Origin of the sequence: Streptomyces sp. NPDC051207 (genome assembly GCF_040682395.1) — a bacterium.
Lineage (GTDB): Bacteria > Actinomycetota > Actinomycetes > Streptomycetales > Streptomycetaceae > Streptomyces.
In genome coordinates, this window is the sequence record NZ_JBFBAX010000004.1 from 61,879 (window position 1) to 79,522 (window position 17,644).

General features: G+C 68.9%; 10 protein-coding genes and 2 pseudogenes. 3 read left to right on the forward strand and 9 right to left on the reverse strand.

Going from position 1 to position 17,644, the window contains the following annotated elements; all coding sequences use genetic code 11:
* Nucleotides 1-1,733, forward strand: a pseudogene (locus tag AB0M97_RS05490) (ABC transporter ATP-binding protein).
* Between the two features lie 24 nt (nucleotides 1,734-1,757).
* Here AB0M97_RS05490 and AB0M97_RS05495 read toward each other — a convergent pair.
* The 5 genes from AB0M97_RS05495 to AB0M97_RS05515 all read right to left on the reverse strand — a co-directional run bounded on the left by AB0M97_RS05495 (nucleotide 1,758) and on the right by AB0M97_RS05515 (nucleotide 8,116).
* Nucleotides 1,758-1,952, reverse strand: a complete 195-nt coding sequence (locus AB0M97_RS05495) for a hypothetical protein (protein ID WP_365959417.1) — start codon at nucleotides 1,950-1,952, stop codon at nucleotides 1,758-1,760.
* Nucleotides 1,946-2,350 carry a TetR family transcriptional regulator gene (locus AB0M97_RS05500; protein WP_365959418.1) on the reverse strand — a complete coding sequence of 135 codons (405 nt, stop codon included), beginning with the start codon at nucleotides 2,348-2,350 and terminating at the stop codon, nucleotides 1,946-1,948. Before AB0M97_RS05500 ends, AB0M97_RS05495 begins: the two co-directional genes overlap by 7 nt.
* A gap of 48 nt (nucleotides 2,351-2,398) precedes the next feature.
* Complete coding sequence (locus AB0M97_RS05505; RefSeq protein ID WP_365959419.1) at nucleotides 2,399-4,603, reverse strand: UvrD-helicase domain-containing protein; 2,205 nt, start codon at nucleotides 4,601-4,603, stop codon at nucleotides 2,399-2,401.
* A gap of 575 nt (nucleotides 4,604-5,178) precedes the next feature.
* Nucleotides 5,179-6,495, reverse strand: a complete 1,317-nt coding sequence (locus AB0M97_RS05510) for an MFS transporter (RefSeq protein WP_365959420.1) — start codon at nucleotides 6,493-6,495, stop codon at nucleotides 5,179-5,181.
* Nucleotides 6,496-6,613: 118 nt separating this feature from the next.
* Nucleotides 6,614-8,116 (reverse strand): SulP family inorganic anion transporter, encoded by a 1,503-nt coding sequence (locus AB0M97_RS05515; protein WP_365959421.1) that lies wholly within the window; start codon nucleotides 8,114-8,116, stop codon nucleotides 6,614-6,616.
* Nucleotides 8,117-8,520: 404 nt separating this feature from the next.
* On the opposite strand from AB0M97_RS05515, the gene AB0M97_RS05520 reads away from it, so the two are divergent.
* Nucleotides 8,521-8,934, forward strand: a complete 414-nt coding sequence (locus tag AB0M97_RS05520; protein ID WP_365959422.1) for a MerR family transcriptional regulator — start codon at nucleotides 8,521-8,523, stop codon at nucleotides 8,932-8,934.
* Between the two features lie 1,135 nt (nucleotides 8,935-10,069).
* On the opposite strand, the pseudogene AB0M97_RS05525 reads toward AB0M97_RS05520, so the two are convergent.
* The 4 genes and pseudogenes from AB0M97_RS05525 to AB0M97_RS05540 all read right to left on the reverse strand — a co-directional run bounded on the left by AB0M97_RS05525 (nucleotide 10,070) and on the right by AB0M97_RS05540 (nucleotide 16,313).
* A pseudogene (locus tag AB0M97_RS05525) lies at nucleotides 10,070-11,397 on the reverse strand (class I SAM-dependent methyltransferase).
* Between the two features lie 327 nt (nucleotides 11,398-11,724).
* On the reverse strand, nucleotides 11,725-13,245 hold the full coding sequence (locus AB0M97_RS05530; protein ID WP_365959423.1) for a SulP family inorganic anion transporter: 1,521 nt from the start codon (nucleotides 13,243-13,245) through the stop codon (nucleotides 11,725-11,727).
* Between the two features lie 1,017 nt (nucleotides 13,246-14,262).
* Nucleotides 14,263-15,864, reverse strand: a complete 1,602-nt coding sequence (locus AB0M97_RS05535) for a peptide chain release factor 3 (protein WP_365959424.1) — start codon at nucleotides 15,862-15,864, stop codon at nucleotides 14,263-14,265.
* The gene (locus AB0M97_RS05540; RefSeq protein ID WP_365959425.1) at nucleotides 15,861-16,313 is read right to left on the reverse strand and encodes a MerR family transcriptional regulator; all 453 of its coding nucleotides are present in this window, start codon (nucleotides 16,311-16,313) and stop codon (nucleotides 15,861-15,863) included. Before AB0M97_RS05540 ends, AB0M97_RS05535 begins: the two co-directional genes overlap by 4 nt.
* Before the next feature lie 231 nt (nucleotides 16,314-16,544).
* Between AB0M97_RS05540 and AB0M97_RS05545 the strand changes: the two genes are divergently transcribed.
* Entirely contained in the window at nucleotides 16,545-17,570 is a 1,026-nt protein-coding gene (locus AB0M97_RS05545) for a 6-phosphofructokinase (protein ID WP_365959426.1), read from the forward strand.
* Nucleotides 17,571-17,644: the final 74 nt, after the last annotated feature.

A 17,644-nucleotide genomic window follows, 5' to 3' on the forward strand; every position in this document is an offset into this window, starting at 1 on the left:
CTGCGGGAGATGCGAGCCGACCGGGCCCTGGTGATCGCCACCGTCCTCGCGGGCGTCGCCACGATCGCCCTGACCATGGTCCTTCCGCTGCTGCTCGGCCAGGTCACCGACCTCATCGTCGACGGCGCGAGCGCGGGTGGCGTCGACTTGGCACGGGTCGGGCGTTGTCTGCTGGTCGCCGCCGGACTCGTCGTCGGCTCCGTCTTCTTCGCTTTTGTCCGGGGGCAGTTGTCGGTGCGGATATCCCAGCGCGTGGCGTACCGCCTGCGGGAGCGGTCCGCCGCCAAGCTGACCCGACTGCCGCTGGCCCATTTCGACCGGCAGCCCCGTGGCGAGGTCCTCTCGCGTATCACCAACGACATCGACAACATCTCCCAGACCCTTCAGCAGTCCCTCGGCGGACTGGTGGCGGCCATTCTCCCGGTCCTCGGCACCCTGACGATGATGCTGGTGATCTCGCCGTTCCTCACCCTCGTGGCCCTGGTGTCCGTACCGGCGGCCGGGCTGGTCGCGAAGCGGATCGCGCAGCGCGCACAGCCGCACTTCGTGCACCAATGGGCCGCCACCGGCACGCTGAGCGCGCACGCCGAGGAGATGTACAGCGGCCACGCTCTGGTCAAGGCCCACGGTCGGCAGCACGAGGCGATCAGCACCTTCGCCGACCACAACGAGAACGTCTACCGGGCCGGCCTCACCGCGCAGTTCCTCTCCGGCGTCATCGAACCCGCCCTGGCCTTCATCGGCCACCTGAATTACGTCCTTATCGCTGTCCTCGGCGGGCTGCGAGTTGCCTCCGGAACGATGACCATCGGCGACGTCCAGGCATTCATCAGCTACACGCTCCAGCTCAACAGCCCCCTCACGCAGATCGCCGCGTATGCCAACCTCCTCCAGTCCGGCGTGGCCTCCGCCGAGCGGGTCTTCGACCTCCTCGACAGCGAAGAGGAACGCCCCGACACGCTGTCGCCCCTACGGCCCGCGCAGGTCAGAGGCCGCGTGACCTTCGAGCAGGTGTCCTTTCGCTACGAGCCGCACAAGCCGCTCATCGAAAAGCTCTCCCTCACGGTGGAGCCGGGTGAGACCGTCGCCGTCGTGGGGCCCACCGGCGCCGGCAAGACCACCCTCGTCCAGTTGCTGATGCGGTTCTACGAGCCCACGGCCGGGCGGATCACCCTCGACGGCACGGACATCTCCCGTATGCCGCGCGGTGAGCTGCGCGGCCGCATCGGGATGGTGCTCCAGGACACCTGGCTGTTCTCCGGGACCATCGCCGAGAACATCGCCTACGGCGACAGCAGCGCCGACCGGGCCCAGATCGTCCAGGCCGCCCAGGAGGCGCACGCCGACCGATTCATCCGGACCCTGCCCGACGGCTACGACACCGTCATCGACGACGAAGGAGCAGAACTCAGCGCGGGCGAGAGACAACTCATCACCATCGCCCGGGCTTTCCTCACCAGACCCGCCCTCCTCATCCTCGACGAGGCCACCAGCTCGGTCGACACCCGCACCGAACTCCTCGTCCAGAGGCCATGGCCTCCCTTCGCGCCGACCGCACCAGCTTCGTCATCGCCCACCGCCTGTCCACCATCCGCGACGCTGACACCATCCTGGTGATGGACGCCGGGCGCATCGTCGAACAGGGCGCGCACGACCAGCTCGTCGCGGCCGACGGGGCTTACGCACGGCTGTACAACGCCCAGTTCACGCAGGCGCCCGACGAGATTCCATGACCTTGTAGGCCGCCTGCGGTCCGTTCACGTACTCGAGGTGGAGTCGCCCGGCCGGCGCAGCAGGTCGCCCAGCCCCCGCTCCACCATGCGGAAGGCGTGCTCGGTCGCGGCCACCGCGTCGGGATAGACCTCGTCCGGGGTCTCGCCGGCCGCGACGCGGCGGCCGTTGTCGGCCGCGAGGATGTCCTGGACGGCGAGCAGCTGAGTGGCGATCAACAAGGCGGAGACCTCCGAGGCCCCTCCTCCACCAGCGCCTCGGCCAGCAGCCTCCGGCTCTCCTCGCGGTACTGCAGATTCCTGGCGACCAGGGCGGGCGTGCTGCTCAGCAGCCGCTGGATGCGCAGGACGTGCGGGAGGTCACTCAGGCCGGTCATGGGCTGCCGCTCGGCCAGGGCGGTCAGCAGGTACTCGCGCATGGCGCCGTGCGGGGTCTGGCCGGGCTTGCGTTCCCGCACCACCGCGGCGGGTTCGACGATGTGGTGCTTGCCCGCGCCCAGGACGAGGTCTTCCTTGCACTCTCGTTCAGCGAAGTAGTTGAACACCGTCTTCTTGGACACGTTGGCGGCCGCCGCGACCTCGGCGACAGAGACGCTGTCGAACCCACGCTCCTCGAACAATCTAGGGCCGTGCGGAACAGCAGGCGCCGGGTCTCCTGCTTGGCGGGGTCACTCCTTGCCGGGCTCAGCCCACTCGTGCGGCGGTCGCATGATCGGGAGGATTTCCGCCGTCTCCGGGTCGACAACACCGAGACGGCCTCTGCGGTCCTTGGTGAACGCCAAGAAGCGCGAGAGCGGCCCGACGTGGGTCAGATGAAGCTCGTGCATGGCCCTGGTACAGGCGATGTAGAGCATGCCCTTGTCCATCTCGCTGGCGTAGTTCGTGTCGTCCACGCCGGGGACGATCACGGTGTCGAACTCCAGCCCCTTGGCGATGTGCGCCGAGGTGATCACGGTACCGGCGCTGAACTCCGTGCTGTCGTAGTCGAGGAAGGCCAGCTCGACGCCCGCCGCCGACAGGGTCCGGTACAGCTCCCGCGCCTGCGCGACGGTCTTACAGACGATGCCGAGGGAGCGGTACTCGCTCTGCCGGTGCCGCTCGATCAGGGCCAAAATCTGCGCCTCCTGCGCCTCGCGGTCCGCAGCGGCGACGACCTGGGGCGGCAGCCCGTGCCGCTCGATCGGGACGAGCTTGTCGTTGCGCGAGATATGCTGGGCGAAATCCGTGATCTCGGCCGTGGAGCGGTAGCTCCTGCACAGCTCCAGACAGTCCGCCTCGGGGAAGATACCGCGGATCACCGGCAGCGACGAGGAACTGAACGGGTTCACCGACTGGTTGGCGTCCCCGAGGATCGTCATCTTGCAGGAGAACAGCTCACGCAGCACCGAGTACTGCACGGGCGTGTAGTCCTGCATCTCGTCCACCAGGAGATGCCGGATGCGGCCGTAGCCCTCCTGCCGGGACGTCCTGATCATGGTGTAGACCAGCGGGAAGACATCCGCGTACTCGATCTTCTTCCGGCCCAGCGGCTTGAACAGGCCCTTGCGCTCAGGGTCCTGGTAGAACGCCTTGTACAGGGCGAACGCGTCCTTGTGCGGGAACATGGCGCGCACCTGCCTGCGGATACCGTGGCTGTCCGCCGCCGACCACTTGCCGCCCTTGTCCAGCACCTCCTGGCGCAGGGTGTTCGAGGCGCTCTCGGCGAGCAGGTCCAGCCGGGTGAAGACGGGCAGACCCCGCGAGGCCGCGAAGGCGTCCGCGACCCAGCCCTCCGACAACCGCTTGTTCCTCTGCTCGATCTGCCGGGGGGCGAAGTCCGCGTCACCGCGCTCGGCCAGCCACGCGTCGAGCAGGGTGACGAACTCCGGCGTCGCCTTGAAACGCATCCGCTCGGCCGCCGCCTCGTCCGCCCCGTCGAGCAGCTTGACCACCTGCTCGCTGAAGGTTTCGAACTCCGTCACCTTGGCGAGGAACCGCTCGGCGATCTCCTCGAAGCCGGTCTCCGCGATCTGCTCCTCACCCAGCTCGGGAAGGACGCCTGCGATGTAGTCGCCGAAGACCTTGTTGGGGGAAAGGATCATGACGTTGTCGGACGACAGGGAGTCCTTGAAGCGGTAGAGCAGGAACGCCACCCGGTGCAGGGCGATCGACGTCTTCCCAGAGCCCGCCACGCCCTGCAGGATCAGTACCTTCGCCGTCTCGTTGCGGATCACCTCGTTCTGCTCGCGCTGAATCGTCGCGACGATGTTCTTCATCCTGTCGTCGGCGGACTGGCTCAGCTCCCGCTGCAAAACCTCGTCGCCGATGGTCAGCGCGCTGTCGAACATGTACTCAAGGCGATCGCCCGCAATCTTGTACTGGCGCTTGCCCGTGATCGTGCCGTGGACGGTCCCAGTCGGCGCCTCGAAATGCGCCTCACCCAACTCGAAGTCGTAGTAGAGGCTGGAGACCGGGGCCCGCCAGTCGTGGATCAGGATTTTTTGGGTCTCGGGGTCCGAGAAGTCATGGACGCCGATGTAGTGGCCCTTCCCTTCCCCGTCGTCCGCCCTGCGGAAGTCCACGCGCCCGAAATAGGGCGTTTCCAGCAAGCGCTCGATATGCCGGCGCACCGTCACGGCGCTGTCGCCCACGCCGACGGAGGTGTTGACCTCGGTGCGCATGGCGGCCTTCTCGGCGAAGTCCATGTCACGCCAGTTCTCCCACATGAACTCCTTCTGCTCCTGGATGGCCCTGGCGGTCCGGTCGATGGAGTCGCTGAGCCGCCCTAGCTCGCGCCCCAGCAGACGCACCGTCTCGGCCAGGTACTGCCGCTCTTGTTCTTCGTCTCGCGTCTGCAGGTCCGTCAAGGCAATCTCCGGTTCAGGCGTTCGCATCGAATCTACTGTGACGTGACAGTAGAGTAGACGTCCAACCCGGATGGGCACCGATGGTGACCACCACCGAGGTCAACAACCTTCGCCGCAGTGACGCCGAGGCTGAGCACCGTCATGACCGGGAAGCGGTCATGGGCACGCCGATCAGGCATCGCCGCGCCCATCCCCCAGTGACGCGAGCCGTCCACCCCTACGGCGCGAAGCATGCGGACACGGGACATCGCGTCGCCCAGGCGGACGGCGTCACCGCTTCCCGATCCGACGCCGACGCCGACGGGCGAGGCAAGCGTACGGACAGACCGCAGCAATCCATACCCTCTCGTGAGGGTAATGTTCCTTTGGGTGCCGCGCCTCCGCGTATCGGGAAGCAGTCCACCGCCGCGCAGCGCGTAGGCGGATGGGTTGCCTCCATGCCGGCGCGTCGGGACGGCGCAGCAGGGCACCGATGCCCCCGGGACTTCGTCGCCGCCCCTGCCGCACCGGGCCTGACGGCCTGGACGACCGGTTGTGGCGGAGGCCGGTCCCCGGCGAGCGCAGCGAGATGGGCCTCCCCCGGCCGAAGCTGGGGGGGAGGGTCAGCCGTCGGCCACAGGTTTACGGGCGACGAGCACGGCGAGGGCCGCCAGCACCGGCACAGTAGTGAGAGCGACGAGCGCGGGGCCGTAGTGGCCGGTCAGGTCGTGGCCGAGGGATACGGCGAGGGGGCCGAAGGCGCTGGCGGCGATAGTGACGGTGTGGGCTGTGCCTCGGATGGCGCCGAGGTGGGCGGTGCCGAAGTAGCGGGGCAGCGTGGCTGATTCGACGACGCGCAGCAGGCCGCCCGAGGTGCCGAGCAGAATGCCGTACCCGATGGCCGTCCAGCCGGGCGACACGAGACGGGCGGACAGGATGCCGCAGGCGAGAATGGCCATCGCGGCGGTGAGCACGGCCTTGGGCGGGAGGCGGTCGATGAGGGCACCGACGGCGAGGGTGGCGAGGAGGGCGGCGGCGGTCTGGGGCAGGAAGTTGGCGGCGGCCTCGGCCGGACTCAGGCCGCGTTCACCGAGCAGGGCGACTTGGTGGAAGTTCAGGCCGGTGGTGAGCATGCTGCTGGCGGCCAGACAGGCGGCGACCGCCCAGAAGATGCTGGTGCGCAGGGCCTTGCGCAGCGGCCAGCCGGTGAGCGGGGCGTTGGGGTCGGTGTCCGTGTCCGGGACGATGCCATCGACGTGCTGACCGACGTCGGAGGGCCGGTTGCGGATGCCGAACAGGGCCAGCGGGAGGACCACCGCCCAGACAGCGACGCCCTCGATCGCCCATGCCTGGCGCCAGCCGTATACGGAGACCAGGCGCTCGATCAGCATGGGGGCGAGGGAGATCCCGGCGGTGCCGACGGCGCCGGTGATGCCGAGGGCCAGACCGCGGCGCTTGTCGAACCAGTACGCCACTGTGGTCGTGGCCACCAGGGACAGGGCGCCCTGCCCGGCCATGCGGATGCCGACGAACCCGGCCGTGAGCCCGACGAGCCCGGTGACGAAGGACAAGCCGATGAGGATCGCGCCGAAGACGGCCCCGACGCAGGCGATCACCCGGCGCGGTCCGTAGCGGTCGATCATCCGCCCGACCAGGGGCATGGCGCAGGCGCCGATGAGCGTGCCGGTCAGGTAGGCGGTGGAGATTTGGGTGCGAGTGACGCCGAGATCGGCGATCAGAGGGTCGATGAAGACCGAGACGCCCGTGGTCTGGCCAGGCGCGGTCATCGCCATCGCGAGAGCGCTGTAGGCGACGATGCGCCAGCCATCGAAACGCCCGCCGGAGGCGGAGCCGACGGGCGCCCTGAGGCCCGAGGGGGTGCGGAAGGGCTTGGCGGTGCGGCTCAGGGTTACTCCTCCCGGCCGCTTCCTCGTCCCCAAGGAGCGGCATTGAGGTGGCGGGGGCCGGGCCCCGGGCGTCAGGGCAGTATCCCGGGCCCGGCCCGCACGCGGAAAGACCCCCCCCCGCGTCCGTGGTCGGGGAGGGCGGCCGGTCCGGTCAGTGGCTGCCGGTGAGCTGCCCGGCGAGACGTCCGTGCATGTCGGCGCTGGGCTTGTTCAGGCCCACGATGGTGACCTTCTTGCCCCGCTGGGCGTACTTGGTCTCGATGGCGTCCAGGGCCGCCACGGACGAGGCGTCCCAGATGTGGGCGTCGGTCAGGTCGATGACGACGTCGTCCGGGTCGTCCTTGTAGTCGAACTGGTAGACGAGGTCGTTGGAGGAGGCGAAGAACAGCTCGCCGGTGACCGCGTAGACGACCTGCGTGCCGTCGGGGTCGACGACGCCGGAGACGTTGACCAGGTGCGCGACGCGCTTGGCGAAGATCACCATCGCGGTGATGCAGCCCACCACGACACCGATGGCGAGGTTGTGAGTGGCGACCACGCAGACGACGGTGACGGCCATGACGGTCAGCTCGCCGAGCGGCATCCGCTTGAGCGTCTTCGGGGCGATGGAGTGCCAGTCGAAGGTGGCCACCGACACCATGATCATGACGGCGACGAGGGCGGCCATGGGGATGTCGGAGACGACCGGGCCGAAGGCGATGCACAGCACCATCAGGAAGGACCCGGCCAGGAACGTGGACAGGCGGGTGCGGGCCCCGGAGACCCGTACGTTGATCATGGTCTGGCCGATCATGGCGCAGCCGCCCATGCCGCCGAAGAAGCCGGTGACGATGTTGGCGATGCCCTGGCCGATGGACTCACGGGTTTTGTTGGAGTGGGTGTCGGTGATGCCGTCGACCAACTTGGCCGTCATCAGCGACTCCATCAGACCCACGAGTGCGAAGGCGAAGGCGTACGGGGCGATGGTGGTCAGCGTGTCCATGGTGAAGGGCACGTCCGGCAGGCCCGGCACCGGCAGCGAGGAGGGCAGCGCGCCCTTGTCGCCGACGGTGGGGACGGCGATCCCCGCGGTCACGGTGATCACGGTCAGGACGATGATGGAGACCAGCGGGGCCGGGACCACCTTGGTGACCTTCGGGAAGAACACCATCAGCGCCAGGCCGGCGGCGATCAGCGGGTAGACCGCCCAGGGCACGTCGTGCATCTCCGGCACCTGCGCCATGAAGATGAGGATGGCCAGGGCGTTGACGAAGCCGACCATCACACTGCGCGGCACGAACCGCATCAGCTTGGCCACGCCGAGCGCGCCGAGGACCACCTGGAAGACGCCGCCGAGGATGACGGCCCCGATCAGATAGCCGAGGCCGTATTCGCGGTAGAGCGGGGCGATGACGAGAGCCATCGCCCCGGTCGCCGCGGAGATCATCGCCTTGCGGCCGCCGACGACCGAGATGACGACCGCCATGGTGAACGAGGCGAACAGGCCGACCGCCGGGTCGACCCCGACGATGATCGAGAAGGAGATCGCCTCGGGAATCAGAGCCAGGGCGACGACCAGACCGGCCAGCACCTCGGTGCGCAGAACCTTCGGGGACGCGAGCCAGTCAGGCTTGGACAGGCGCAGCCTGGGGGCTTGGGACAGCGGTGAGGACATGCAACCGTTTCTGTTCAGGTGTGCATCCATGCCGCCGGACGCACAGCGTCGTACTGACTCCGCAAAAGTGCGGGAATCTCCCGCAGTCGGCCGCCACGCCGAGGCGGGGCCGAGTGCTGGACAGAACGGCAACCTCCTGGTTGCCGGTAGGGCATCATTGCCCAGAAGTCTTCAGGGCCGTCCGGGGCCCGATCAGGGCCCGCGCTACGGCAGGATCACCTCTACCGCTGATTGGACGGTGGGGTGAACACGCCGACACTCTACCCTGACGCGACGGGAGGGTGCGAGCGGGGACTTGCGAAACACAGGTGAACCCCGCCCCAGATCCTGTGATTGATCTCACGTAGACTGGGCCACTTCACAGTTCTGAAACCTGGGCGGATGACAAAGGGAGAGGCTCGGCAATGAGCGAGCGGCAGATGCAGATCGGCGAGGTGGCCGAGCGGACCGGTTTGTCTCTGCGCACCATCCGCCACTACGAGGAAGTGGGCCTGGTGATCCCCTCGGCCCGCAGCAAGGGCGGCTTCCGGCTGTATACGGACGCCGACGTCGAGCGCCTGATGGTGATCCGCCGGATGAAGCCACTGGACTTCTCCCTGGAGGAGATGCGCGACCTGCTGGACATCACCGACCGCCTCGCCGCCACCGACGACCCGCCCGTCGGTGAGGAACTTCAGCGCCTGCGGGAGCGGCTGGACTCCTACCGCAAAGTGACCGATGCCCGCTGCGAGACCCTGCGGGCCCGCCTGGAGATGGCCCAGGACTTCGCTGCCACGCTCCGTGTCCGCCTGCAGGCGGACACCCGATCGGGCGCATGAAGACTCGGTTTCGGCGCGCCACGCCAGGAGGGGCGCGGCCCACGTGCCTCGCGGCGGGAGCCGTCTGCGGCTGACGCCCGCCCTCGATCGATGACGTGCACAGCGTGGGCGCTCGCACTCTGCGGCAGATCCAGGAAGAGAATGCGACGAGGGCATCAGCCGGCCGTCGCGGCGGGAAACAGCCGTGCAACGGTACCGACCGAAGCCCAACTCGGCAGCTCTGGCGCCGTTCCCGAGCAGCAGCCAGCGCAACCCTGGCCGCGCCCCGGGAACGGTCTTTGGAAGCAGGCCGACAGTACCGTCGACGAGTGGCACACTCTCACGCCAAGGGAGAGTTGAATGACACAAGAGGTCGGCAACGGAGGCCCCTGTAGTCCAAAGTGCCGAGTAAGCCCCCTTGATACGAGCCCACACATTCTCTCGGTAATGGAGAGTTCGTCAGGTCAGCCGGCGTGGTGGACCGGCGACACGGTGGCGCCTCCGCCTGAGGCGTCAGGTAGTCACGTCCGCCGCTCCACAGGGGTCTGCCGATGTACTCGCTGTCACGAAGGAAGCCCAGCGTGGAACCTGCGGGCAGGCAGGGAGGCAAGATGGACCCCCTGCGCTCGTGGCGGACCATGAAGCCGACGCCGGGAACGCGGCCACGTCCGCGTCGGACATGCGGACCCGCGAGACCGGCATGCGATCGATCTCGCGGGCCGCGGCCAGTGGCCGTCTCGGAACGATGACCCCGCGACTCCGCCTCTGTTGCCCGAAGCGGAACGAACGGCAGAACCCCGATCGTCCATCTCCCACCTCACGTAAGAGTCGGCTTGACAAGCAGTGGCCCCCATAGCGGGTAAACGAGATCACGGCTTTACGTACAGGTAGAGTTGGGTGCTGTCGAGGGGCCCACTGGACAGGTCCCTCGACGTGGCAGTCCCGGGTCGGTCCTCCATGTATGCATGGCCCGGGGCTGCCTTCGTCTGCGCCGCCCAGCACATGCAGACGGCCCCCTGGCTATGAAGGCGGCTCACGTCCGCCGGACGGTTGGCACGCTGCGCGCTGATTGGGGGCCGTGGGGGAAGTGCACCTCACGCAGCCGTGGGCACAAACCGGCGTACCAATGTGCGCCCAAGCCGGTGCCCGGCCGTGGTCAGTCCGTCGCGGTGTCGTACAGCCAGTGGCCGCGGGTGCGGGGCATCTTCGCGTCCCCGGCCGTGGTGGTGCGTACAGCGAGGATCTGGTTGACGCCGATGCCGTTGCGCTCGAAAGCGAGGGCGGATGCGGCCATGTACAGGCGCCAGACCCGGGCGCGTCCGACCGTGGTGAGGTGTACGGCCTGTTGCCAGTGCTGCTCCAGGTTGGCCACCCAGGCGCGCAGGGTGAGGGCGTAGTGCTCGCGCAGGGCTTCCACGTCGCGTACCTCGAATCCGGCGTCTTCGAGGAGCGTCGTGGTGGTGCCGACGGGCGCGAGTTCGCCGTCGGGGAAGACGTAGCGGTCGATGAACTCGTCGATCTCGTAGGTACTTTCGTCCTTCAGCGGGCGGCGGGAGATCTGGTGGTTGAGGAGTCGCCCGCCGGGCTTGAGAAGTTGATGCAGCGTCTCGGCGTAGAGGCGGAACTGCGGGGCTCCGACGTGCTCGGCCATCCCGATGGAGGAGATCGCGTCGTAGGGGCCGTCCTCGATCTCGCGGTAGTCCTGGACGCGGATCTCGGCCCGGTCCGTGTACCCCGCGTCGACGAGGCGTTTGCGGGCGAGGCAGGCCTGTTCCTCGGAGATGGTGACTCCGACCGCTTCGACCCCGAAGTGCTCGACGGCGTGCAGCACCATCGAGCCCCAGCCGCAGCCCACGTCGAGGAGCCGCTGGCCGGGCCGCAGGCCGAGTTTGCGGCAGATCAGGTCGAGCTTGGCGCGCTGGGCGTCTTCCAGGGTCGCCTCCGCGCTCTCCCAGTAGGCACATGAGTAGACCAGGGAAGAGCCCAGGACCAGGGAGTAGAAGTCGTTGCCGACGTCGTAGTGGTGGCTGATGGCGTCGCGGTCGCGGCGCAGGCTGTGCAGCGGGCCACGGCGGGAGTCGGCCTCCTCGCGTGGCGGCGCCGGGGCAGGGCAGGTCCGGCCAGCGCGAGGGCCTCGGCCGCCAGCCGTACATTCTTCGGGTCGCGCAGTGCGGCGAGCGCGCTGAGGACGGCGTGCCGCTTCGGTCCACTCTCTCCTCGGTCCCAGACCAGGCCGGACATCCGCTCCAGCGCCTTGTAGAGGTCACCGTCGATGTCGACTTCGCCGGCCACCCAGGCGCGGGCCCAGCCGAGTTCGCCGGGCTTCCAGGCCAGGCGGTGCAGGGCACGGCGGTCGCGGACGACGACGACGGGGCCCTCGGCCGGACCGGCCTCGCTGCCGTCCCAGGCGCGCAACCGCAGCGGCAACGGCCTTCCCACCGCCTGCCTCACCAGTTCCGCCAGCCGCGTGGCTGCGTCAGTCATGATCCGAACCTCCTGGATGGTCAACGATGCCCCGAGCGAGGCGTTCCTGGAAACGCCGAAGGCAACGAGTCGAGCGAATGAGTTCAGGTGTGCGCCACGTACGGAGGACCGGCCGAGCGCTCGTCCGGGCGAGAGCCGCGGGCGCCGCAGCGCTCCGCGATCGCGTGAGCGATCTGTGTCGCGGGGCCTGGACAGGCGGTCCCGGCGCCAGGTGGATACACGCGGGCCGGGCCCGGAACTGGTCAGGGCATGTGTCCCGGGTCCGGCCCGCGCGCAGAGGACCGCCCCCTCCTGCACTGCGTGGTCCGCGGGAGGGGGCGGCCGGTCTCAGTGACTGACGGTGAGCTGGCCGGCCAGCTTGTCGTGCATCTCGGCGCTGGGCTTGTTCAGGCCCACGATGGTGACCTTCTTGCCCCGCTGGGCGTACTTGGTCTCGATGGCGTCCAGGGCCGCCACGGACGAGGCGTCCCAGATGTGGGCGTCGGTCAGGTCGATGACGACGTCGTCCGGGTCGTCCTTGTAGTCGAACTGGTAGACGAGGTCGTTGGAGGAGGCGAAGAACAGCTCGCCGGTGACCGCGTAGACGACCTGCGTGCCGTCGGGGTCGACGACCCCGGAGACCTCGGCGAGGTGGGCGACACGCTTGGCGAAGACCACCATGGCCACGAGGCAGCCGAGCACGACGCCGATGGCGAGGTTGTGGGTGGCGACCACGGCGGCGACGGTGACGGCCATGACGGTGGTCTCCCCGACCGGCATCCGCTTGAGGGTCTTCGGCTGGACGGAGTGCCAGTCGAAAGTCGCGAAGGCCACCAGGAGCATGACGGCGACCAGGGCCGCCATCGGGATGTCGGAGACGACGAGTCCGAACACCACCACGAGCAGCAACAGGAAGACACCGGAGAGGAAGGTCGACAGCCGGGTGCGGGCCCCGGACGTCTTCACGTTGATCATTGTCTGGCCGATCATCGCGCAGCCGCCCATCCCGCCGAAGAAGCCGGTGATGACGTTGGCGACGCCCTGGCCGACGGACTCACGGGTCTTGTTGGAGTGCGTGTCGGTGATGTCGTCGACCAGCTTGGCCGTCATCAGCGACTCCATCAGACCGACCAGCGCGAACGCGAAGGCGTACGGGGCGATGGTGGTGAGGGTGTCCAGCGTGAACGGAACGTCCGGCATGCCCGGCACCGGCAGGGAGGAGGGCAGGTCGCCCTTGTCGCCCACCGTCGGCACCGCGATACCGGCCGCGATCGTGATGACGGTCAGGATGACGATGGAGACCAGCGGCGCCGGGACCGCCTTGGTGATCTTCGGGAAGAACACCATGAGCGCCAGGCCGCCGATGGTGAGCGGGTAGACAGCCCACGGGACGTCGCGCATCTCCGGCACCTGTGCCATGAAGATCAAGATGGCGAGTGCGTTGACGAAACCGACCATCACCGACCGGGGCACGAAGCGCATGAGCTTGGCCACGCCGAGTGCGCCGAGGACGATCTGGATGAGGCCGCCGAGGATGACGGCGGCGATGAGATAACCGAGGCCGTACTCATGGTTGAGCGGCGCGATGACCAGGGCCATGGCGCCTGTCGCGGCGGAGATCATCGCCTTGCGGCCGCCGACGACGGAGATGACCACGGCCATCGTGAACGACGCGAAGAGACCCACGGCCGGGTCGACGCCCGCGATGATCGAGAAGGAAATGGCCTCGGGGATCAGCGCCAGGGCAACGACCAGACCGGCGAGCACCTCGGTGCGGAAGACCTTCGGGGAGGCGAGCCAGTCGGGCTTGACCGTGTTCTTCGAAAAGCGGGCGCGAAGCTTGGAAGTCTGGGACAGCGGTGACGACATGCAACCGTTTCTGTTCGGGCGCACACGTCCACTGTCTGGACGCACGCGCGTCGTACTCGACTCCACACAAAGGAGGAGTCCCCGGCGGCCCGGCCTCGACGCGGCCCTGCCGGATGCGACAGCAGCCACTACGGCTGCCGGTCGGGCATCTTCGCCCGGAAGTCTGGGGTGCTGACGGGGCCCGGACGGACGGGCCCGCGCTCTGGAGGTACCGCCCGACTGCGCCTTTACAGCCCGGACGCCCTCATCGAGGACTCTACCCTTACGCGAGGAGAGAGTATGAGTTTCGGCTTGTGAACCGCAGGTGAACCTTGCTCGCGACCCCCAAGCCTCGGACCTGAGCGTGAGAGTGATGCGCACGTTCGAGAGTGGGGGCGCAGCGGGACTCTCCGAGCCGGCGCCGAGCGACTGCGCGAGTGCCTGGCCTTCTGCCGCGAGGCTGATGACGCGGGTGGCGGCATCTCGCCCGTCCAGTTGATGACCGCCGAGGACCAGCGAGCCGTCAGCCGCTTCAAAAGCGGAGTCTGCGGCCGGGTCGGAGGCCAGCCGGCCACGGTCGTCCCAGAAGTCGATGACGCGACAGAGCGCCGTCAGGGCCCGCTGCGCGCGGTCGCCGTCGTAACCCAAGTGCCCGCCACACCAGTCGGCGAGCCGGTCGCTTCGACGCCGGCTCCCGGGACGCCACCGTCCCTGCCGTGACGTGAGGGTAAGTTCTGGGTCCCGATTCCGGCCGTCCGTCGACGGCCCGGGGCGTCCCCTCTACCGCAGCCCTCCCTCAGTGCGGCGACGGCAGCCAGCGCCGCCCCATGCACCGCCTCCTGCTCGGCCCGGGGCGTGTCCACGCACGACGCCCTTTTGCGTGCGCCGCACGTTGTCGACCTGTTGCGTCCACTTGACGGTCCACACTGATCGTCGGTGCCGAGCTCAGCCCGCAGCTTCCGGCGGCCGCACGCCGCGGACGCAAGAGCGGCAGGGCTGCGGCGCGGCCTTCGGTGGCTTCGCGTGCGCCGTGCGTCGTCAGTCGTGGGCGGCGATGAGGTGGGCGAGCCGGGCGTCGGGGAACTCCCGCTCGAAAGAGTTCGCCTGCCAGCGGTCGGGGAACAGGGCGAGCTGGGTCTTGTCCCGGACTCTGGTGAGGGCCTCGCCCTTGACGATCCGGGAGCGGTTGAGCGCTTCCGCGCCGGCCGCGTCGGTCGCGCGGGCCAGGTGGTAGGGCAGCGGCTCCAGCTTCACCGGGGAGGAGAACTCTCCGGCCATGCGGGCAGCGACGACATCGAACTGCATGGGCCCGACCGCGGCCAGCACCGGCGCCTGGTCGCCCCGCAGGTCGGAGACGAGGACCTGGACCACGCCCTCCTCGTCCAGCTGTGAAATGCCGCGCCGGAACTGCTTGGACCGGCCAAGGTCGACCGGGCGGGCCACAGCGAAGTGCTCCGGCGCGAAGGTCGGCATCGGCGGGAAGACGGCCGCCTGCTCGGCGTAGAGGGTGTCACCGACGCGCAATGCGGTGGCGTTGACCAGGCCGACCACGTCGCCCGGGTAGGCGATGTCGACCATGGAGCGGTCCTGGCCGAAAACGCTGTGCGCGTACTTGGTGGCGAACGGCTTGCCCGTCGCGGCCCGGATGGCCGTCATCCCGCGCTCGAAGATCCCCGAACACACCCGCATGAAGGCGATCCGGTCGCGGTGCGCTGGATCCATGTTGGCCTGCACCTTGAACACCAACCCGGAGAACGGGGCCTCGACCGCCCGACGGCCGCCACCCTCGAGCTCGCGCGGCCCGGGCGGCGGCGCGAGGTCCACGACGGCGTCCAGCAGCAGCCGTACACCGATGTTCGAGACCGCCGCACCGAAGAACACCGGCGTGCTCCGGCCCGCCAGGAACGCCTCCTGGTCGTGCACGGCGCCGTCGAGGTGCAGCAGGTCGAGTTCTTCGACGGCCCGGCCCCAGTCCTCCGGCTCGTCGTGAGCTGCCTGCCCGGCCGGCACCGTCTCCTCGATCGCCTCGTGGGCGCCGCCGGGAGCGCGGGTGTAGCGCAGCATCCGCTCCGGCCGCCGTACGTCGATCAGCCCCCGCAGGTATCCGGCATCGCCGACCGGCCAGGTCACCGGCGTGGGCTTGAGGCGGAACTCGCGCTCGATCTCGTCCAGCAGCTCCAGCGCCTCACGGCCGGGCCGGTCCCACTTGTTCACGAACGTGATCACCGGGATAGCGCGATGCCGGCAGACGTCGAAGAGCTTACGCGTCTGCTCCTCCAGACCCTTGGCCGCGTCAATGAGCATCACCGCACAGTCCACCGCCGCCAGCACCCGGTAGGTGTCCTCGGAGAAGTCCGCGTGGCCGGGGGTGTCCAGCAGGTTCAGGACACAACCCCGATGGGCGAACTGCAGCACCGCGGACGTGACGGAGATGCCACGGGCCTTCTCCATCTCCATCCAGTCCGACGAAACCCCCCTCCGCCCGGACTTGCCATGCACCGCACCCGCCTCCGTGATCGCCTGCGCGTGCAGCGCCAGCGCCTCGGTCAGCGTGGACTTGCCCGCGTCCGGATGACTGATCACGGCGAACGTCCGCCGCCGGGCCGCCTCCGAAGCAGCCCACTCTCCGCTCGCGCTCATCGCACGGCCTCCGCCCCGGCATCGGCCGTCGCGGCAGCATCCACGACCCGGGCCAGATGCCCGTGCAGGGAATGGGCGAATTCCTCCGCCTGCCCCAGCTGTCGGCGCAGGTCCTCACACCGCGCATCCGCTTCGACCCAGTACTTGCGCAACTGTGCCACCAGTTCCTCGTGTGCTCGCCCGTCGTTCTCCGGCAGGGGTCCGCCGCCCTCGGGCAGCTTCTCCAGTAGCTCCAGCAGGGCCCTTACGTCCTCCAGGCAAAAGCCCAGCGGCCGCATGCGGCGCACCAGCGTCAGCCGGCGCACCTCGGCTTCGGTGTAGAGGCGGAAGCCGCCTGCGCTGCGCTCGCTCGGGGCGACGACGCCGACGTTCTCGTAGTGGCGGATCGTGCGCAGGGACAGTCCCGTCCGTTCGGATACCTCGCCGATCTGCATCAGCCTTCCGGTCACGGCCCCACCGCCTCGCGTCGTCTGCCCGGCGTCCTTGCGGACTACAAAGCTACCCTGACGTTAGGGTAGATTGGCAATCGTTGCTACGAGGGAGGCCCCGACAGGCCGCCGTCGTCGTCAAGCGGCGCCGCCCTCTTTCCCCCGAGGGCCGGTGCCGCCCCACGACCGCCAACGGGCAGGGCCGACCGCGTCGTCTGCCGCCTGCCTCTGCATCAGGAGTCCGCAAACGCCATGCGCATGGGTGTCCTCACGTCCGGCGGCGACTGCCCCGGCCTGAACGCCGTCATCCGGTCCGTCGTGCACCGCGCCGTCGCCGACCACGGCGACGAGGTCATCGGGTTCCGGGATGGCTGGCAGGGCCTTCTGGAATGCGACTACCTCAAGCTCGACCTCGACGCGGTGGGCGGCATCCTCGCCCGCGGCGGCACCATCCTCGGCTCCTCCCGAGCCCGTCCGGAGCATCTGCGGGACGGTGTGGAGCGGGCCAAGGGGCACGTTGAGGAGCTCGGGCTCGACGCCATCATCCCGATCGGCGGCGAGGGCACGCTGAAGGCGGCCCGGCTGCTGTCGGACAGCGGCCTGCCGATCGTCGGCGTGCCGAAGACCATCGACAACGACATCGCGGTCACGGACGTCACCTTCGGCTTCGACACCGCCGTGGGCGTGGCGACCGAGGCTCTCGACCGGCTGAAGACGACCGCCGAGTCCCACCAGCGCGTGCTGATCGTGGAGGTCATGGGCCGCCACACCGGCTGGATCGCGCTGCACTCCGGCATGGCGGCCGGCGCGCACGCCATCGTCGTCCCCGAACGGCCCTTCGACATCGAGGAGCTGACCCGGAAGGTCGGCGAGCGCTTCGAGGCGGGCAAGCGCTTCGCGATCGTCGTGGCCGCCGAGGGGGCCAAGCCGAAGCCCGGCACCATGGACTTCGACGAGGGCGGCAAGGACATCTACGGTCACCAACGATTCGCCGGGATCGCCCGCCAGCTCGCCATCGAGCTGGAGGAGCGCCTCGGCAAGGAGGCCCGGCCGGTGATCCTCGGACACGTCCAGCGCGGCGGAACGCCCACAGCGTACGACCGGGTCCTGGCGACGCGGTTCGGCTGGCACGCCGTGGAGGCCGTGCACCGCGCAGAGTTAGGGATGATGACCGCGCTGCGCGGCACCCGCATCGCCATGGTGCCGCTGGCCGAGGCAGTCGAGACGCTCAAGACCGTTCCGGCCGGCCGTTACGCCGAGTCCGAAGTGGTGATGTGAGATGACCTCGCGCCCGCGTCTCCGGCGCGTTCCCTGGAGCTCGGTAAGGCAGTTGCCTGCCCTCGCTCCCGTTC